The sequence below is a fragment of the Halomonas sp. BLK-85 genome, assembly GCF_044792155.1.
GTDB lineage: Bacteria > Pseudomonadota > Gammaproteobacteria > Pseudomonadales > Halomonadaceae > Vreelandella.
The window spans coordinates 1,938,340-1,955,843 of record NZ_CP087731.1; the positions used below are offsets into that span (position 1 = coordinate 1,938,340).

Below are 17,504 nucleotides of genomic sequence, written 5' to 3' on the forward strand. Positions count from 1 at the left end.
TTTACATTAGCACGATGTCATACTGCTCTTGCGAGTAATGTTGTTCGACCTGAAAACGGATGGTCTTGTTGATAAAAATTTCCAGGTCAGCCACCGAGGAAGACTCCTCGTCGAGCAAGCGGTCAACCACGGGTTGTGACGCTAACACCATGTAGGTTTCAGCACTGTAGGCGCGCTCTTCACGCAGAATCTCGCGAAATATTTCATAGCAGACGGTTTCAGGGGTTTTCAACGTTCCGCGACCAGCACAGGTAGAGCAGGCTTCACACAGCGTCTGCTCAAGGCTTTCACGGGTACGCTTGCGGGTCAGCTGCACCAGTCCAAGCTCGGTTACCCCGGTACACTTGGTTTTGGCATGGTCCTTTTCCAATGCCTTCTCCAGCACACGCAACACCTGACGCTGGTGCTCGACATCCTCCATATCAATGAAATCAATAATGATGATGCCCCCCAGGTTACGCAGGCGTAGCTGCCGGGCAATCGCGGTTGCAGCTTCCAGATTGGTTTTGAAAATGGTCTCTTCCAGATTGCGATGACCGACGTAACCCCCTGTGTTGACGTCGATCGTGGTCATCGCTTCGGTCGGATCAATGACCAGGTAACCGCCTGACTTCAGCTGCACCTTGCGTCCCAGAGCCTTGTGAATCTCGTCTTCAACGCTGTAGAGATCAAAAATCGGTCGTTCACCGGGGTAATACTCTATTCGCTCCACTGCGTCCGGCATAAACTCTTCGGCAAACTCGACCAGGCGAGTAAAATTTTCCCGTGAATCGATACGCACCTTTTCAATGTCATCGCGCATGACATCTCGAAGGGTGCGCATAAAGAGCGGCAAATCATCATAGATGACCGAAGACGGCGCGGCGTTTTCCTTGCGTTGGCTGACCTTTCGCCACAAGCGCAACAGGAAATACATGTCGCTGGCAATTTCCTCTTCGCTGACGCCTTCAGCGGCTGTACGCACTATAAACCCACCAGTGACCTCAATGCTCTGCTGGGCAATGCCTGCGTCCAGGGCCACTTTCAGACGTTCACGTTCACGCTCATCTTCAATGCGCTGAGACACACCGTGATGCGGCGAGTCAGGCATATACACCAGATAGCGCGACGGTACCGACAGATGAGTGGTCAGGCGCGCTCCCTTGGAGCCAATAGGGTCCTTGGTGACCTGCACCACCAGGGCCTGGCCTTCCTGCAGTAATTGGCCAATGGTTGACTGTTCCTCACTGGGCGTCCCTGAGGGCGTCACTTCATGAGCATGAATAAAGGCGGCGCGTTCCAGGCCAATATCGACAAAGGCAGCCTGCATGCCAGGCAGTACCCGAACCACCTTGCCTTTGTAGATATTGCCCACAATGCCACGACGGCGTGATCTTTCGATCAACGCTTCCTGCAGTACACCGTTTTCAACCAGCGCTACGCGGGTTTCCATCGGTGTCAGATTGATGAGAACCTCACCGCTCATTCACGTTCCTTATTGGTTAAAAGGGTACAAAGACAGGGCGGCTGACACTTGGCTAGACACTCCATCCAAGCCTGGCCGCTGCTATTCAAGCATATTATTCCATACAGGTACGCCCTGCTCACGAAGAAGTGTTGCTGTCTCGTACAGCGGCAAGCCCACAACAGCAGAGTAACTGCCTTCGATAGCGGCAACAAACACGGCCGCCAAGCCTTGGATAGCATAGCCACCCGCCTTATCCAGGGGCTCTCCCGTATGCCAGTAGGCAGCTATCTGCTTATCGCTGATATCGCCAAGGCACACCTGGGTGGCCACGCAACATTTCAACATTCCTGCAGGGCCTGTCAGGGCAACAGCCGTCAGTACTTCATGTCGGCGCCCGGACAGCGCGGCCAGCATTTCAGCCCCATGCGCCTGGTCACGTGGTTTTCCCAGGATACGACCGTCCAGTACCACCGCCGTGTCAGAACCCAGGGTAGGCAAGGATGTCAAGGTGTCGGCTTCCAGTGCCTTCTCAACTGCCAGACGAACAACGTAGTCATCGGGAGATTCACCGGGCTGAGGCGTCTCATCAATATGGCAGGGTTTAACGTCAACTTCCACGCCAATGGATGACAGAAGGTCCCGTCGGCGTGGCGATGCTGATGCCAGACACACGAGGGGTTGACGGGCAGAAGACATCCTATTACCTCGGCTCTACGATGATCATGAAAAAAGACGACGTTCCAGCGCCATAAACATGGTTGCCAACCAGGGCCAGAGTACCGCGCTGATAAAAGAGGGGATCAGGAATGCCAGGTGAATTGAAAAATCTCCCGACAGGGTACGCACCCATTGTTCCAGCAGCTGTACCAGCCCCAGCAGCAGCATCACCAACAGCGCCTGCTGAACCAGTGAGTAGGTACGAAAACGTCCATAGACCAGGGCACACAGAAAAGCCAGCACTGACAGTGTCAGGGCATTCTGGCCCAGCGGCACGCCTTCAATCAGGTCAAGCAGCAGCCCGAGTACAAAACCGTGAAAGACCCCGACTCTATCAGGGGTACGCATGCACCAGTAAATGAGTAGCAGCCCCAACCATTCAGGTCGATATACCTGCCACCCTTCAGCCAACGGCATCACTTGCAGGCATAGGGCAAACAGCAAGGTAATCCATACCACAGCTAACGGTACGACCGATGCCTTCGCCATCAGGGAAGCTCCATGGTAGACGGGTTGGCCAATAGCGGGAAAAGCCCGTTGACCTGCAGCACCCCTTGAAGTGTCTCATAAGACAGCGCAAATGACGCATCCCAGATAGCGATTTGCGACGAGGGCAAAGGTTGAGGAAACAGTAACAGGAAGTAGCGCGAACGCTGCAAACGGGCCATCGGCTCGGCCCGCACCTGGGCAAATGGCTCGCCTGGGTCATGGACCACAGAAGTGATTCTGGCCACTGGGTAGCCGGCAGGGAAGCGTCCCGCGAGACCTGACGTCGTCAGCAGATCCCCTTCACGCACATCGGCCGTATCCGGCACATGGAGAACGTCAAGGACATCGTAGTTGCCCGAGCCTTGAACAATATAACGCAGGCCATTTCGGTTGATACGGACTGGCAGCGCATGACTCGCGTCTCCCAGCAGGAGGACCCGGCTAGAGTAGGCCGATACAGCGGTTACCTGGCCGACAAGGCCATAGGCATCAATTAATGGCTGTCCGACATAGACACCGTTTCGATGCCCCCGATCAATGACCATCTGGTGGCTAAAAGGATCATTATCAAGGGAAATGAGCTCAGCGCTGATGAACTCGACGTCGCGATACTCAGCAGCGTTCAGAAGACGCCGTAACTCGGCGTTTTCAGACACCAGGCTGGCGATACGTTGGCCACGGTGAGACAGTGTCAGCATCTGTTCCCGTAGCCGCTGATTTTCATCCAGCAATGCCTGATGGTCAGACAGCGCCAATGTCCCCCAGCTGAGCAGATCACTGGGAAGGCTGACCACCCATTGTATCGGAGCCACCACCATCGACAGCTGTGCACGCACTGTTTCCATACGCGTAAAGTGTTGGTCGACAAACATCAGGGCACTCGCCGCCAATACGCAGAAGAACAGCCGATAGCCGGGCAGAGCACCGTGTGAAAACAGCGGCTTGATAATCAATCCCCCCCGCAGATCAAGCGCTGGCGTTAATCACTGGATAACAGCTCAAAGGTATGCTGATCAATCATTTCCAGTGCTTTACCGCCACCGCGCGCCACACATGTCAGTGGATCTTCAGCGACGATAACAGGCAGGCCGGTTTCTTCGGAAATCAGCTTATCAAGATCGCGCAACAGCGCGCCGCCTCCGGTGAGTACCAGACCCCGCTCAGCGATATCGGATGCCAGCTCCGGCGGAGATTGTTCCAGGGCGCTTTTGATAGCCGCCACGATAGAACTCAGAGTTTCCTGCAGGGCTTCCAGAATCTCATGAGAATTCAGGGTAAAGCTTCGCGGAATCCCTTCAGCCAGATTGCGCCCACGCACATCAATTTCGCGCAACTCCCCTCCCGGATAGGCGCAGCCAATTTCTTCCTTGATGCGCTCTGCGGTTGCTTCGCCAATCAGGCTACCGTAGTGGCGACGCACGTAGGCCGTGATGGCTTCATCAAAACGGTCGCCGCCCACCCGGATGGATTCGGAATAGACCACGCCATTAAGCGAAATGATGGCAATCTCGGAGGTGCCTCCGCCGATATCCACCACCATCGACCCCTGGGCTTCCTCTACGGGCAAGCCGGCACCAATGGCAGCGGCCATGGGCTCCTCGATCAGAAAGACTTCACGAGCGCCGGCGCCTTCGGCTGATTCACGAATGGCCCGCCGCTCAACCTGGGTCGACATGCAGGGCACACACACCAGTACGCGGGGACTGGGCGTCAGGAAGGTACTCTGGTGAACTTTGCGTATGAAATGCTGAAGCATCTGCTCGGTGACCGTAAAGTCAGCGATGACGCCATCTTTCATCGGACGGATAGCCGTAATGTTGCCTGGGGTCCGCCCCAGCATCCGTTTGGCATCGGCGCCAACAGAAGCAACACTGCGCATGCTGCCTGATTGACGAATGGCAACGACAGACGGCTCATCGAGGATAATACCGCGACCTCGAACATATATAAGTGTGTTGGCCGTGCCCAGATCGATTGATAAATCGCTGGAAAACAGCCCCCTTAAACGTTTGAACATGGATGTTGTTACCTAGTGCTGACCGAGAACCCTATGCGGAAGCAAACGTTATCACCGCAACCCACCGTCAGCAAGCAGAACAGCGGCAGATACTGCCCGACTCAGGGAAATATGGTATATTTTAACGCTATTTGATGATCAAAATGACGCTGATCCCTATATTCTGGAGGATCTGACGTTGTTTACACGGCGCAAAACGAATGCGCTTATCACTTGTTAACGAGGACGTTCCCACCATGGCGCTTGAAGAAACACACGTGCGCCGGGCTGCCCATCTGGCCCGGCTGGCGGTTAGCGATGATCAGGCCAAGGGGTTTGTTGATGACCTCAGCCAGATCCTGGAAATGGTCGACCAGTTACAGCGCGTTGACACCCAGGGTGTTACGCCCCTGGCACACCCGCTTGATGCCACTCAGCGCCTGCGTGCCGATGAAGTTACCGAAACCGATCAGCGTGATCACTTCCAACGCTGTGCACCGGCCGTTGAAAATGGTCTTTATCTGGTTCCCCGAGTGGTTGAGTAAGTTATTTCCTCTCTTCTGATAATCGTCACCCGAACGGAGTTTCCGGGTTATGCATGACAAGACATTGACGCAAGTTGCCGCGGCACTTGCCAGCGGTGAAGTATCCAGCCGCGAACTCACCGCGCACTACCTGAAGCGCATTGAACAGACCAACCGCCAACTCAACAGTTTTATCAGCGTGACCAGCGAGCAGGCATTGCAGCAGGCCGATCAGGCTGACCAGGCCAGGGCCAGTGGCGATGCAGGACTGTTGACCGGGGTTCCTCTTGCGCTCAAGGATATTTTCTGTACCCAGGGGGTTAAAACCAGCTGCGGTTCCAGAATGCTGGATAACTTTATCGCCCCCTATGACGCTCATGTTGTTGAAAAGCTGAAGGCCGCTGGCTGCGTCAGCCTCGGCAAGACCAATATGGATGAGTTCGCCATGGGCTCCTCCAATGAAAACAGCTATTACGGCGCGGTCAAGAATCCCTGGGACGTCACGGCGGTTCCCGGTGGCAGCTCTGGCGGCAGTGCCGCGGCTGTGGCGGCGGGCATAACCCCTGCAGCACTCGGCACTGACACTGGTGGTTCAATCCGCCAGCCCGCCGCCTTTTGTGGTATTACCGGCTTGAAGCCCACTTATGGGCGGGTTTCACGCTATGGCATGATTGCCTATGCCTCCAGCCTTGATCAGGCTGGGCCCATGGCACGCAGCGCTGAGGATTGCGCCCACTTGCTGAACGTTATGGCAGGCCAGGATCTGCGTGACTCGACCAGCGTTGCCCGTGGTGTCCCTGATTATACCGAGACACTGAATGCCCCCTTGTCGGGTCTCAAGATTGGCCTGCCAAAGGAGTATTTCGGTGACGGCCTCGACCCCGGGGTTGAAAAGGCAGTGCGCGAGGCCGTGAAAATTTATGAAGCATTGGGAGCGACGGTCAAGGAAGTCAGCCTGCCACATACGCATTTTGCAATTCCCGCCTATTATGTAATTGCCCCCGCTGAGGCCTCTTCCAACCTGTCTCGCTTTGATGGCGTTCGTTTTGGGCATCGCTGCGACGATCCTCAGGACCTGGTTGACCTTTACAAGCGCTCTCGCGCTGAAGGCTTTGGCGATGAAGTCAAGCGACGCATCCTGATCGGCACGCATACCCTGTCAGAAGGTTTTTTTGATGCCTACTACACCAAGGCTCAGCAGGTACGCCGCCTGATTCGCCAGGACTTCCTGGATGCCTTTGAAGACGTCGATGTCCTGATGGGACCTGCCTCACCGACGCCAGCCTTTGATATAGGTGCCAAAAAAGATCCGGTTTCCATGTATCTACAGGATATCTATACCATTGCCGTCAACCTGGCCGGGATTCCCGGCATCAGCGTACCGGCTGGCAGGGTCGGACACCGCCCGGTAGGGCTGCAGATCCTGGGCACACATTTTGCAGAAGCCCAGCTGCTAAACGTGGCGCATCAGTTCCAGAAAGCCACTGATTGGCATCAACAACGTCCCAGTTTTGCTGAGGAGAAGGCCTGATGGAATGGGAAACCGTAATCGGGCTGGAAGTGCACGTTCAGCTCGCCACCAAATCGAAGATTTTTTCCGGAGCATCCACCGCATTCGGCGCTGAGCCCAACTCCCAGGCCTGCGCTGTCGATCTGGGCCTGCCTGGTATTCTGCCTGTCGTTAATGAACAGGCGGTGGCCATGGCCGTACAGTTTGGCCTGGCCGTACATGCCGATATTCCTGAAGTATCCGTATTTGACCGCAAAAACTACTTCTATCCCGACCTGCCCAAGGGCTACCAGACCAGCCAGATGTATCACCCCATTGTCGGCACTGGCAGTATTGACGTGACCCTGGAGGATCATTCCACCCGAAAGATCCGCATACATCACGCGCATCTTGAAGAGGATGCAGGGAAATCTCTCCACGAAGACATCCACGGCATGACCGGCATTGACCTCAATCGCGCGGGTACCCCGTTACTGGAGATTGTCTCCGAGCCGGATATGCGCAGCGCCAAGGAAGCCGCCGCCTACCTCAAGGCCATTCACTCGATTGTGACTTATCTGGGCATTTCCGATGGCAACATGGCAGAGGGCTCCATGCGTTGTGATGTCAATGTCTCGGTACGACCGAAGGGGCAGGAAAGCTTTGGCACCCGGGCGGAAGTCAAGAACGTCAATTCTTTCCGCTTTGTCGAACGCGCCATTGCCTTTGAAGTTGACCGTCAGATCGAGTTGATTGAAGACGGCGGCAAGGTTGTTCAGGAAACACGCCTGTATGACCCGGAACGTGACGAGACCCGAAGCATGCGCACCAAGGAAGAAGCCAATGATTACCGCTACTTCCCCTGCCCGGACCTGCTACCGGTAGTACTTGACCTGGCCTACGTGGACCATCTGCGCGAACAATTGCCCGAACTGCCGGCTGACAAACGCGAACGTTTCCAGAACGGGCTTGGCTTATCCGCTTATGACGCTCACGTCTTGTCAGCAAGCCGCGCTGTTGCCGATTATTTCGAAGAGGTCATGGATGTGTGCGGTGACGCCAAGCAGGCCGCCAACTGGGTACAGGGCGAACTTTCCGGCGCCCTGAACCGGGAGAACCTGAACATTGAACAGAGCCCCGTTAATGCCCGCCAATTGGGAGAACTGGTCGTCCGCGTGATTGACGGCACCATCAACGGCAAGGCGGCCAAACAGGTCTTCCAGGCGCTGTGGAATAATCAGGGCGCCAGCGCCGATGAAGTCATCGACGCCAAAGGCCTCAAACAGGTGACCGATAGTGGCGCTATTGAAGCCATGATTGACCAGGTGATTGCCGACAGCCCCGCACAGGTAGCTCAGTACTGTGACGCTGAACCCGACAAGCGTGGCAAGATGATCGGTTATTTCGTCGGCCAGGTAATGAAGGCCTCACGCGGTACTGCCAATCCTCAGCAGGTCAATACCCTGCTCAAGGAGAAGCTTGACGCTAAACTTTAAGCGTGAGGCGTGAGGTAAAGCAGTCATCTACCGGCCCCTCAATCAGGGGCCGGTTTTTTATATTTTGATCAGCTTAACTGGCGAGGGTCGGTCATACTGATCAGGTCAGCACAGCCGGATGCCCAGACGTCGGCACTTAATTCCGCCACCCCCGCCGTGGCAAAACTGACACCAAAGCCTGCATGCCCTCTGGTCAAAACGCCGGTCAGCTCGCCTAACAGCGGCATATGGCTGACCAGCAACAGGGTATCGCTATCAGGCTGAGCCATCAGCCAGTCACACACGGCATTGGGTGAGTCGTCAGGGGTGATACCCTCATAGGTTTCCACCTGCCCCCCTAACGCCGTGGCAACTGCATCAGCGCTTTGCTGGGCGCGCGTATAGGGGCTGGCGATAATCCGCAATTGTCCTGACTCCTTGCTGGCCACACGGTCTGCCAACCAGCGAGCCATCAGGGTGACTTCCTGCTCACCCTGTGTGCTCAAACGGCGTTGATTATCCGGCGCACCAGCGACTGCTTCGCCATGGCGCATCAGTAATAATCGCGACATGTTATTGATTTCCTGCATGCCAATCTCCTGTCTCTCGATGAGCCTGTTGAACAGCTTCACGTGGCAGCACGAATTCAACATCGCTGCTTTGCTCGCCCATCATCAGCATTCTTGCCATCTCCTTTGCCGGAACGCCGTCAAACAATACATGGTACAAACCTTCTGCCATCGGCATGTAGACCCCCATCTGGGCAGCCTTGGCACATACCAGCCGGACAGTATTCACCCCTTCGGCGACCTGCCCCAATGCTTCTATAGCTTGATCAAGACTGCGACCTTCTCCCATGGCGAAACCCACTCTATAGTTACGCGACAGGTGGGAAGAACAGGTGACGATCAGGTCACCGACACCCGCCAACCCCAGAAAGGTCATCGGGTTGGCGCCATGCGCCACCGCAAACCGGCTCATTTCTGCCAGTGCGCGGGTCATCAGCATGCTTCGGGTGTTTTCCCCCATCCCCAGTGCAGCGGCCATACCGGCAGCAATGGCGTAGATATTTTTCAAGGCACCGCCCAGCTCAACGCCGTGACGATCATTACTGGCATACACCCGGAAGTAGCGGCAACCCAGTGCCTGCTGCACCCGTGTGCGAGTCAGTGGATCAGCACTGGCAATTACTGTGGCGGTTAACTGCTTGTCAGCGATTTCAGAGGCGAGGTTAGGCCCGGCAATCACGCCGATATGAGCAAAGCCGGTTTCTTCACTCAGCACATCGCTCATCAGCATAAAGCTATCCGGCTCGATACCCTTGGTGGTACTGACGAGTATCTGCTCGGCGCTCAGGTAAGGCTTGGCGGCTTGAACCACACTCCGAAACGCACTCGACGGAATGGCCACCAGCACCAACTCAGCGTCACTCAAGACAGCGGCAATATCGGTGGAGGCCTCCACGGCTGCGTTCATTTCATAATCGGGCAGATAGCGTCCGTTACGATGTTCTTGGTTGATTTGGGCGACCAGACGCTCATCGCGCATCCACTGGCGCACCTTGGCTCCATTGTCGGCGGCAATGCTCGCCAGTGCCGTGCCAAAGCTCCCTCCCCCCAGCACGGCCACACTAATCTGCTGTTCCGCCATATGCCTGTGTCCTTGCTACTTGAAGTATCTGCTCATGACATGATCATCATGAGATGAGCACACTGATAGATGTAGAGATAGTGCAAGTCTAACAAACCAAAAGGCCCGGCAGGGAATTCCTGCCGGGCCGTGGCTTACTTAAACACGGATTTACGCCGTGAGTACGCTGTTAAGGCGTTTGACGTAAGCCGCCGGGTCGTCCAGATGGCCGCCTTCAGCAATGATCGCCTGATCGAGAAGGATATGCGCCAGATCCGTAAAGGTGTCGCCATCAGCTCCTTCCAGACGGCCTACCAGGGCATGCTCGGGGTTGAGCTCAAGAATCGGCTTGACCTCAGGCAACGGCTGGCCTGCCGCTTCCATGATGCGGCGCATCTGGAACCCCATCTCATGCTCGGGCAGGACAACACAGGCAGGTGAGTCGGTCAGGCGATGGGTAACCTTGACTTCCTGAACTCCCTCACCCAGCGCATCCTTGACCCGTTTGACCAGATCTTCCTTGGATTTTGCGGTTTCTTCCTGTGCCTTCTTCTCTTCTTCGTCTTCCACATCCCCCAGGTCAAGCTCACCCTTGGCGACATCAGCAAATGATTTACCGTCAAACTCGCTTAGATGGCTCATCAACCATTCATCAATGCGGTCATGCAGCAACAGGACCTCGATGCCTTTCTTGCGGAAGATTTCAAGATGCGGGCTGTTTTTCGCCGCATTGAAGCCGTCAGCCACAATGTAGTAAATTTTCTGCTGACCTTCCTTCATGCGCTCGATGTAGTCCGCCAGCGACTGATCCTGAGTAGCGCTATCGGTATGGGTGGAAGAAAACCGCAGCAAACCGGCAATTTTTTCCCGGTTAGACGGGTCTTCGCCCGGGCCTTCCTTCAACACGCTGCCAAAGGTGTTCCAGAAGGTCTGATAGCCGTCATTATCCTTGGCCAGCTTCTTGAGCATATCCAACGCGCGCTTGGTGAGTGCCCCCTTGATCTTGTCGACTTTGGGGTCCTGCTGGAGCAGTTCGCGGGACACGTTCAGCGAGAGGTCACGGGTATCCAATACGCCTTTGATAAAGCGCAGGTAAAGCGGCAGGAACTGTTCGGCATCATCCATAATAAAGATGCGCTGCACGTACAGCTTGACGCCACGAGCACCGTCCCGCTCATAAAGATCGAAAGGCGCACGGCCTGGGACATACAAAAGGCTGGTATATTCCAGCTTGCCTTCTACCTTGTTATGGCTCCATGTCAGCGGGTCACTGAAGTCATGGGCGACATGCTTATAGAAAGCCTTGTATTCCTCATCGGAAATTTCACTTTTTGGGCGCACCCACAATGCCGTGGCTTCGTTGACAGTTTCCCAGGTAGTCACTTCACTACCCTCGATTGCGTTGCCCTCATCATCCTTGGCAGTTTCGGTCTTGGGCATGCGCACCGGCACTTCGATGTGATCGGAGTATTTACGTACCAGGCTCTGCAAGCGGTAGTCGTCGGCAAACTCCTTGGCATCTTCCTTCAAGTGAAGAATGATTTCGGTGCCATGGATCTCGCGTTCAATATCCGCCACCGTAAATTCGCCCTCACCCCTGGAGCGCCATTCAACGCCTTCACTCTGGTCACTGCCGGCTTTGCGGGTGCGCACGGTCACTTCATCAGCAACAATAAAGCCAGAATAGAAACCTACCCCGAATTGACCGATCAAGCGGGCATCTTTCTGTTGTTCGCCGGAAAGTTGCTTGAGAAAATCAGCCGTGCCGCTGCGCGCAATGGTGCCCAGGTTGCTGATGACATCATCACGGTTCATACCAATGCCGTTATCGCGTACGGTGACCGTGTTCGCCTCGCTATCGTGTTCGATCTCGATACGTAGCTCGCTATCGCCTTCATAAAGGGCATCATTATCCAGAGCGGCATAGCGCAGCTTGTCGCAGGCATCCGCCGCATTGGAAATCATTTCACGCAGAAAGATTTCGCGATTGGAATACAGCGAATGGATCATCAGATTCAGAAGCTGTTTAACCTCTGTCTGAAAACCAAGTGTTTCTTCGTGTGTGGCGGTGGTCATTCGTTCAGCCCTCAACAAGTAATTGCATATTGTTTATGGCACAACAGGCAACGGATGTTGCATGTTGCTATGTGAAACAGGTGTTGCAGATATGGGGCTGTACGGTTTTTTTTCAAGGCGTACTGGACGATGTGTCCTGACCGTCATCAGGCCCTTGCTTCCAGAGGCGGTAACCCTCCAGATGCAGGTCAATACGATTGAGCAGCCAGCCGACAATCACGACGTCATCCACCAGGCCGATCAACAGCAAAAAGTCGGGAATCAAATCAAAGGGCAGCACAAGATAGGCCAACGCCAACAGCATATAGCCAAAGGCACGCCAGGGGACGGGGCGGAAATTGCCGCGCAAGACATCCCGGGTCATGGGAATAAACCATTTAAGCGCACGCATGATGCGTTTTATCACCCAAGCGCGGGACGTCAGTCGCTTTATCAGCCATCCACCAGATAAGGGCTTCATCTTAATGCAATCCTCATTTCAGCTAATTTAGTGAAAGTTATTTAAACGCTTTGTTCATCTCCTGTTCACGTTAAGCTATCTTGAGATATGCCGCCGCACGGCTTCCTGGAGAGATTATTCATGGGTTTCATTCCTTGGTTCCGGTCTAATAACATACTTTCAACATACGGATTTTATCGTTTGCTCGCCTTGGTGAGCACCCTGTTCCTGGCACCCCCCGCTGTCGGACAATTCATCAGTGACGCCGATATGCGCAGCGCCCTCAGTGATGCCCGCGCCCAACGCTGGGAAGATATCAACACTCAGGCCACCGGCCAGCATATTCTGGGTGGCTACATTGAGTACCATCAGCTGAAAGGGCGTTTGCCAGACCTCGCGCCTGAACGTGTTAAAGAGTATATGGACAGACACAGCGACGCCCCCTTGGCGGACTGGTTACAGGGCCAGGCCATTGATGCCTATGGTAAAGCACGCCAATGGGCTGATATCAGGGTTATCGCGACACAGCCTCCTGCCAATACCGAACGCCAGTGCTATTTCTACACGGCCTGGCTGGATATAACGCCTCAACAAGCCTACGACGGTGGAAAAGAGCTATGGCTGACCGGGCGTTCTCAACCAGATGCCTGCGACAGCCTGTTTGATAGTTTGCGCAGCCGTGGCGTGATTGATCAGCAAGCCATCTGGGAGCGCAAGATGCTGGCATGGGAAGCCGGCGAACGCGCCCTGGTGAACTACCTTGGGAGTCTGCTCGATAACCGCTGGCAGGCTGCCATCCAGCGCGTCGAATCAACCACGGGGGCTGGCTCCCTGTATGATGCGCCAAGTTGCCTTGGCCCTGAGTGTGCGGCAACCCCAACGTTTTACCAAGCAGCCATGCAGCGCCTGACCCAAGAGGACACTCAGGGTGCCCTGGCCGTCTGGTCATCACTTGCCGATCGGCTATCGCTACCGCCCAAGACCCAGCAGACAATTGAAGAGGAACTGGCTTTCTATGCGTTGCTCAGGGAAATCCCCGGTTCATACGCCTGGGTCGACCGCACCCTACCAACGCTCGAGAGCGAAAGAGTGCTGGAACTCCGCGTACGCCGGGCTTTACAAGCCAACGACTGGGCGGCCGTGCAGCAGTGGATCGCCAGCATGAGCGATGGCCAGCGAAACGACAGCCGCTGGCAGTATTGGCTCGGGCGTGCCACCGAGCAGCAAGGCAACCAGCAAGCCGCCGAGGCGCACTTCTTTCAGGCCGCCGGCCAACGCGACTTTTTTGGCTTCGCAGCCGCTGAGCGCATCAATCAACCGCTCCCCCTGAATATCGAGACCTATACCGCCAACCCGGACGACCGCCAGCGTATCGCCAACATGCCCGCCGTTCAGCGTACCGAAGCTCTGATGCGTATCGGCGAAGAGGGGCTGGCAAGCAGTGAGTGGCTCAATGCCGCCCGTCATGCGCCAGAGCAGACGGCCAGGGCAATGGCAGAGTATGCCGATTCACGCGGTTGGGATGCCCTTCTGGTGCAGACCACCATAGCCGCGCAACTCTGGGATGCCCTTGCCTGGCGTTTTCCCGAAGCTTACCGCGAGCAGTTCATGCACTGGGGGCGGATGACAGACGTGGACCCCTACCTGCTGATGGCCATTGCCCGGCGCGAAAGTGCCTATAATCCGGCAGCACTTTCCCCCGCCGGCGCGCGTGGTTTGATGCAATTGATGCCTGGTACCGCCACTCAACTTAGCCGAGAACTGGGCATAGCCGACCCTGGCCCCTACGGTGTGCTTGACCCTGAGCTGAACATCCGCCTGGGGAGCACCTATATCCGCGATAAGCTTGAGCGTTACCGGGGCAATCGATTGGCTGCCGCTGCCGCCTACAATGCCGGCCCAAGGCGGGTTGACCGCTGGCTGAGAGAAGAAGGTATCAATGAATTCGACTTGTTTGTTGAACGGATTCCGTTCCGTGAAACCCGCCAATATGTGCAGGCCGTGTTGACCTATCGGGCGATTTACGCGGCGCTCAACCAGGATGGCAGCACTCAGGGAATCTCCCTGCTTAACCCGCAAGAGCAAAGCGTACGCTATGATGCCAGCCTGCTGAATCGCCCATAATCCTCATTGGGCTGTCAGCCAGGCCTTTGCTCCAGGGCCAGCTTGAGGCCAAAGGCCACCAGGACACTGCCTGTCAGCCCATTCAGCACTTGGGCAAAACGGGCGCTGGCCAGCCATTGGCTGGCGCCCCCTATCATCAGAGCAACACTGATCTGCCAGGCATTGGCAATCACGAAGTGGATGCCCGCCAACCATAAGGACTTGACTAGGGCAGGATCGCCGGGGGCAATAAACTGGGGCAGAAAGGCCATATAAAACACTATCGTCTTGGGGTTGAGCACATTGGATAACAGGCCTTCCTTGGCGGGTTGCCAGCGCCCTACAGGCTTGGCGCCATGCAACACGCCCTTTACCCGCAAGCCCTGACCGCGCCATGCGGCTTTAAGACTGGCTACGCCCAGCCATACCAGATATGCCGCGCCCAGCATTTTAAGCGCATGAAAGGCCCAGGCCGACTGAAGCAGAATGAGCGAGATCCCCAGCGCTGAAATCGTGGCGTGAACAAACAGGCCGCTACAGATGGCCAGACTGGTAACAACCCCGTCCTTGACGCCACCGCGAGCGGTGTTGCGAATTACCAGCAAGGTATCCACGCCCGGGCTGATTGACAGCAAGGTAACTGCTATCAGGAACGCCCAGAGCTGACTATCGATAAATCCCCAGTCTGTCATTGATCTCACTCTTGCAGAAGAAATACGTGATGGTAAATCGAGAATCGAGACTATCAATAATACAGGCTCAAGATAACGTATTTAATGACGTCAAGGAGCGTTCAGAAAGATCATTTTTATTTCGCTGGACGCGCATGAGCAGAACATCTACATTATCTGTGTAAGCAGGAGATGCCTGCTTGCAATAACATAAAGCTTGTAAGGAAATTGATAATGGCAACTGGTACTGTCAAGTGGTTTAACGATACAAAAGGTTTCGGCTTCATCTCTCCTGATGACGGCGGTGATGATCTTTTTGCCCACTTCTCTGAAATTCAGGCTGAAGGCTTCAAATCCCTTCAAGACGGCCAAAAGGTTTCTTTTGACGTCACACAAGGCAAGAAGGGCCTTCAGGCCTCCAATATTCGTCCTGCTTGACTGCATGCGTTTATTGAACCGTCACTGACTGCATTATCAGAACGGTTATTAAAAAAGGCCCACAGTCATGACTGTGGGCCTTATCACTGGAAGCCACTACCAACCAATCACTCTTCGTCCGCCTCCTGATCAGTATTGTCCTCATTCATGCTGCTCTCGGCGGCTTCAGCTGATTCCGGCATGTCACTTCCCTGCTGCTCTCTGAGTTCGTCGAACTGATTGTCAAGTTCCTCCTGAGCTTCTTCAAAGCGCCGCTCAGTATCGTCAATAAATTCCTGGACATTCTCAGCCACCTGGCCTTCTCCCTGCTCAAGGCTCTCCAGCATGTCGTCTGAAGACTCCCCATCTGGAGTAGCCTTAAGGTCAGCTTCCACTTCATCAGCGATAGACTCAACCTTCTCGTCAGCTTCATCAGCCAAAGAATCTATATCCGATTCAAATTCGCTATCCGCCTCATCAAGCTGATCTTCAGCGTCTTGCAGCGTATCGCTGGACTGCGAACGCGCTTCCTCATATTGCTGATCGAGTGCTTCCTGGGCTTCATCGAAACGCTGTTCCGTGGCATTGATCACGTCATCAACGTCCGAGGTCGTCACTTCACCGGGCAAGGCTGAGTCTTCATCCAGCACGGTGTCTGGTTCCGTTGTCAGTGTTTCCTCATCGGCGGCAACCTCTTCACCACCTGACTCAATCGGCTCTTCGGATACGTCTTCAGCCTGTTGATCCAGTGATGCTTCTTCACCAGAGGTATCTTCAGCCTGCTCTGCAGACAGATCTTCATTGTCACTGGCAGTGTCCTGCCCGGTATTGTCCTCCTGCTGGTCTACCTGTTCAGTTGTGCCGGCGCTTTCGTCTGAAGCCGTACTTTCAGGTTCTGAACTGTCGCCACAGGCGCTTAACAGAAGTGAAACAGCTATCAGGGTGGGAAGCCAAAAACGGTGTGCCATCTGTATATTCTCCATATCAATAAATTAATCATCGGGTATTCCTTTAAGGCGCCAGCAGGACAGAGTCGGCGCGCATGGCGACCGACAGTGCCAATGGCTCCACTTCTGCTGTAAAAGCCTCAAAATGACGCGTCTCGCCATCCAGTGTCAGTGGCCAGCAAGCTTCCATGGGCTGACTTGTCACCGTGATTCTGCGGGTTGCAAAGTAGCTCAGAAACTCGCCGTCTGCGGGAAACGACTTCAACTCCTCCATTAATCGGGGTAGTCTGGCAAGACTACTAAAATCATGCACCATCAGGACATCCAGGTAACCATCGTTCAACCTTGCCCTGGGGGCCAACATCTGGCCACCCCCTGACTGACGCCCATTGCCCAGTGCAAGCAGCAGCAAGGAAACGTCAATTTCCCCATCTCCCCAATTAAGCCTGCCCTGATAGCTGCGATGTCGCCAAGCCTTGGCAGCCCCCATGATGGAGTAGGCCCCACCGCCCAACAGGCGCTTCAGACGTTTAGGTGTGGAAGAAGTGACTTCAGCGCCAAAGCCACCTGTCAGCATGTTGATATAGTACTGGCTCACATGGAAGTGATCTGGAGAATCCTGAATGCCATTAATAGCGGTATCAAAAGATGACTTTGACTGGGTGGCATTGATAAGGACCGCATCAATTGCCTGCGGTTCCAGCTCACAGACTGCCTCCAGCGCTTGTTGCGGTGCCAATGGCAAGCCTATCGACCGGGCAAAATCGTTAGCGCTTCCCAAAGGCACAACCCCCATGATCGGGCGCTGCTCTCTGGGCAGGCGCATTATTCCGTTGACCACCTCATTGACCGTGCCGTCACCGCCTCCGGCAATCACATGGGTAAAACCTTCCTGTCCCGCCTGATGGGTAAACACGGTTGCGTCACCCTCTTCCCAGGTGACCCGCACGGTAAGATCCATTCCTGCCTTGCGCTGCTGAATTACAGCGTTGCGCAAGGCTGGTTCACCAGATACCTTTCCGTTGACAACCAAAAGGTACCGGAGAGGACGCTGACTCAATTTAAGGTTCCTTTATCCTGATGGG

17 protein-coding genes are annotated in these 17,504 nt (G+C 55.1%); 5 read left to right on the forward strand and 12 right to left on the reverse strand.

The genetic code is table 11. The features are described from left to right. Position 1: 1 nt before the first annotated feature. The 5 genes from rng to LL947_RS08770 all read right to left on the reverse strand — a co-directional run bounded on the left by rng (position 2) and on the right by LL947_RS08770 (position 4,670). Entirely contained in the window at positions 2-1,465 is a 1,464-nt protein-coding gene (rng, locus tag LL947_RS08750; protein ID WP_404413469.1) for a ribonuclease G, read from the reverse strand. Positions 1,466-1,546: 81 nt separating this feature from the next. Then, positions 1,547-2,143, reverse strand: a complete 597-nt coding sequence (locus tag LL947_RS08755; protein WP_499832952.1) for a Maf family protein — start codon at positions 2,141-2,143, stop codon at positions 1,547-1,549. 24 nt (positions 2,144-2,167) lie between these two features. Then, on the reverse strand, positions 2,168-2,653 hold the full coding sequence (gene mreD / locus LL947_RS08760; RefSeq protein WP_290820404.1) for a rod shape-determining protein MreD: 486 nt from the start codon (positions 2,651-2,653) through the stop codon (positions 2,168-2,170). Then, entirely contained in the window at positions 2,653-3,606 is a 954-nt protein-coding gene (mreC, locus tag LL947_RS08765) for a rod shape-determining protein MreC (RefSeq protein ID WP_404413471.1), read from the reverse strand. The genes mreD and mreC overlap by 1 nt, the downstream gene beginning before the upstream one ends. 26 nt (positions 3,607-3,632) lie before the next feature. After that, positions 3,633-4,670 carry a rod shape-determining protein gene (locus LL947_RS08770; RefSeq protein ID WP_290820401.1) on the reverse strand — a complete coding sequence of 346 codons (1,038 nt, stop codon included), beginning with the start codon at positions 4,668-4,670 and terminating at the stop codon, positions 3,633-3,635. 236 nt (positions 4,671-4,906) lie between these two features. On the opposite strand from LL947_RS08770, the gene gatC reads away from it, so the two are divergent. From gatC to gatB, 3 genes are read left to right on the forward strand one after another with little or no spacing between them, the layout of a single operon-like run. Continuing rightward, positions 4,907-5,194: an Asp-tRNA(Asn)/Glu-tRNA(Gln) amidotransferase subunit GatC gene (gene gatC, locus LL947_RS08775; protein WP_290820566.1), complete on the forward strand. Its 288-nt coding sequence runs from the start codon at positions 4,907-4,909 to the stop codon at positions 5,192-5,194. A gap of 49 nt (positions 5,195-5,243) precedes the next feature. Beyond that, a complete protein-coding gene (gene gatA, locus LL947_RS08780; protein ID WP_290820399.1) occupies positions 5,244-6,704 on the forward strand; it encodes an Asp-tRNA(Asn)/Glu-tRNA(Gln) amidotransferase subunit GatA in 1,461 nt (486 codons plus the stop codon). Next, positions 6,704-8,158 carry an Asp-tRNA(Asn)/Glu-tRNA(Gln) amidotransferase subunit GatB gene (gatB, locus tag LL947_RS08785; RefSeq protein ID WP_499832953.1) on the forward strand — a complete coding sequence of 485 codons (1,455 nt, stop codon included), beginning with the start codon at positions 6,704-6,706 and terminating at the stop codon, positions 8,156-8,158. Before gatA ends, gatB begins: the two co-directional genes overlap by 1 nt. 68 nt (positions 8,159-8,226) lie before the next feature. Here gatB and sixA read toward each other — a convergent pair whose 3' ends face one another. The 4 genes from sixA to LL947_RS08805 form a co-directional block, all read right to left on the reverse strand. Further along, the gene (gene sixA / locus LL947_RS08790; protein ID WP_499832954.1) at positions 8,227-8,727 is read right to left on the reverse strand and encodes a phosphohistidine phosphatase SixA; all 501 of its coding nucleotides are present in this window, start codon (positions 8,725-8,727) and stop codon (positions 8,227-8,229) included. After that, positions 8,711-9,787 carry an NAD(P)H-dependent glycerol-3-phosphate dehydrogenase gene (locus tag LL947_RS08795; RefSeq protein ID WP_404413473.1) on the reverse strand — a complete coding sequence of 359 codons (1,077 nt, stop codon included), beginning with the start codon at positions 9,785-9,787 and terminating at the stop codon, positions 8,711-8,713. Before LL947_RS08795 ends, sixA begins: the two co-directional genes overlap by 17 nt. A gap of 150 nt (positions 9,788-9,937) precedes the next feature. After that, entirely contained in the window at positions 9,938-11,842 is a 1,905-nt protein-coding gene (htpG, locus tag LL947_RS08800; RefSeq protein WP_499832955.1) for a molecular chaperone HtpG, read from the reverse strand. A 112-nt stretch (positions 11,843-11,954) separates the two neighbouring features. Continuing rightward, positions 11,955-12,302 (reverse strand): YkvA family protein, encoded by a 348-nt coding sequence (locus tag LL947_RS08805; RefSeq protein WP_290820392.1) that lies wholly within the window; start codon positions 12,300-12,302, stop codon positions 11,955-11,957. Between the two features lie 180 nt (positions 12,303-12,482). On the opposite strand from LL947_RS08805, the gene LL947_RS08810 reads away from it, so the two are divergent. Continuing rightward, entirely contained in the window at positions 12,483-14,405 is a 1,923-nt protein-coding gene (locus LL947_RS08810; protein WP_499832956.1) for a transglycosylase SLT domain-containing protein, read from the forward strand. Between the two features lie 14 nt (positions 14,406-14,419). Here the strand turns inward: LL947_RS08810 and LL947_RS08815 are convergent, their stop codons facing one another. Continuing rightward, positions 14,420-15,076, reverse strand: a complete 657-nt coding sequence (locus LL947_RS08815) for a LysE family translocator (RefSeq protein WP_499832957.1) — start codon at positions 15,074-15,076, stop codon at positions 14,420-14,422. Between the two features lie 213 nt (positions 15,077-15,289). Here LL947_RS08815 and LL947_RS08820 point away from each other — a divergent pair, with 213 nt between their 5' ends. Further along, positions 15,290-15,493: a cold-shock protein gene (locus tag LL947_RS08820; protein ID WP_100819763.1), complete on the forward strand. Its 204-nt coding sequence runs from the start codon at positions 15,290-15,292 to the stop codon at positions 15,491-15,493. Between the two features lie 107 nt (positions 15,494-15,600). Here the strand turns inward: LL947_RS08820 and LL947_RS08825 are convergent, their stop codons facing one another. After that, complete coding sequence (locus LL947_RS08825) at positions 15,601-16,440, reverse strand: hypothetical protein (RefSeq protein ID WP_499832958.1); 840 nt, start codon at positions 16,438-16,440, stop codon at positions 15,601-15,603. 43 nt (positions 16,441-16,483) lie between these two features. Further along, positions 16,484-17,479 (reverse strand): YegS/Rv2252/BmrU family lipid kinase, encoded by a 996-nt coding sequence (locus LL947_RS08830; RefSeq protein WP_499832960.1) that lies wholly within the window; start codon positions 17,477-17,479, stop codon positions 16,484-16,486. Positions 17,480-17,504: the final 25 nt, after the last annotated feature.

Excerpts from the sequence above, each read along its gene's own strand:
- LL947_RS08795 (WP_404413473.1), bottom strand. The coding sequence starts at position 9,787 with ATGGCGGAACAGCAGATTAGTGTGGCCGTGCTGGGGGGAGGGAGCTTT.
- mreD (WP_290820404.1), bottom strand. The coding sequence starts at position 2,653 with ATGGCGAAGGCATCGGTCGTACCGTTAGCTGTGGTATGGATTACCTTG.
- LL947_RS08825 (WP_499832958.1), bottom strand. The coding sequence starts at position 16,440 with ATGGCACACCGTTTTTGGCTTCCCACCCTGATAGCTGTTTCACTTCTG.
- gatA (WP_290820399.1), top strand. The coding sequence starts at position 5,244 with ATGCATGACAAGACATTGACGCAAGTTGCCGCGGCACTTGCCAGCGGT.
- LL947_RS08815 (WP_499832957.1), bottom strand. The coding sequence starts at position 15,076 with ATGACAGACTGGGGATTTATCGATAGTCAGCTCTGGGCGTTCCTGATA.
- LL947_RS08805 (WP_290820392.1), bottom strand. The coding sequence starts at position 12,302 with ATGAAGCCCTTATCTGGTGGATGGCTGATAAAGCGACTGACGTCCCGC.
- htpG (WP_499832955.1), bottom strand. The coding sequence starts at position 11,842 with ATGACCACCGCCACACACGAAGAAACACTTGGTTTTCAGACAGAGGTT.
- gatB (WP_499832953.1), top strand. The coding sequence starts at position 6,704 with ATGGAATGGGAAACCGTAATCGGGCTGGAAGTGCACGTTCAGCTCGCC.
- gatC (WP_290820566.1), top strand. The coding sequence starts at position 4,907 with ATGGCGCTTGAAGAAACACACGTGCGCCGGGCTGCCCATCTGGCCCGG.
- LL947_RS08755 (WP_499832952.1), bottom strand. The coding sequence starts at position 2,143 with ATGTCTTCTGCCCGTCAACCCCTCGTGTGTCTGGCATCAGCATCGCCA.
- LL947_RS08820 (WP_100819763.1), top strand. The coding sequence starts at position 15,290 with ATGGCAACTGGTACTGTCAAGTGGTTTAACGATACAAAAGGTTTCGGC.
- sixA (WP_499832954.1), bottom strand. The coding sequence starts at position 8,727 with ATGCAGGAAATCAATAACATGTCGCGATTATTACTGATGCGCCATGGC.
- rng (WP_404413469.1), bottom strand. The coding sequence starts at position 1,465 with ATGAGCGGTGAGGTTCTCATCAATCTGACACCGATGGAAACCCGCGTA.
- LL947_RS08770 (WP_290820401.1), bottom strand. The coding sequence starts at position 4,670 with ATGTTCAAACGTTTAAGGGGGCTGTTTTCCAGCGATTTATCAATCGAT.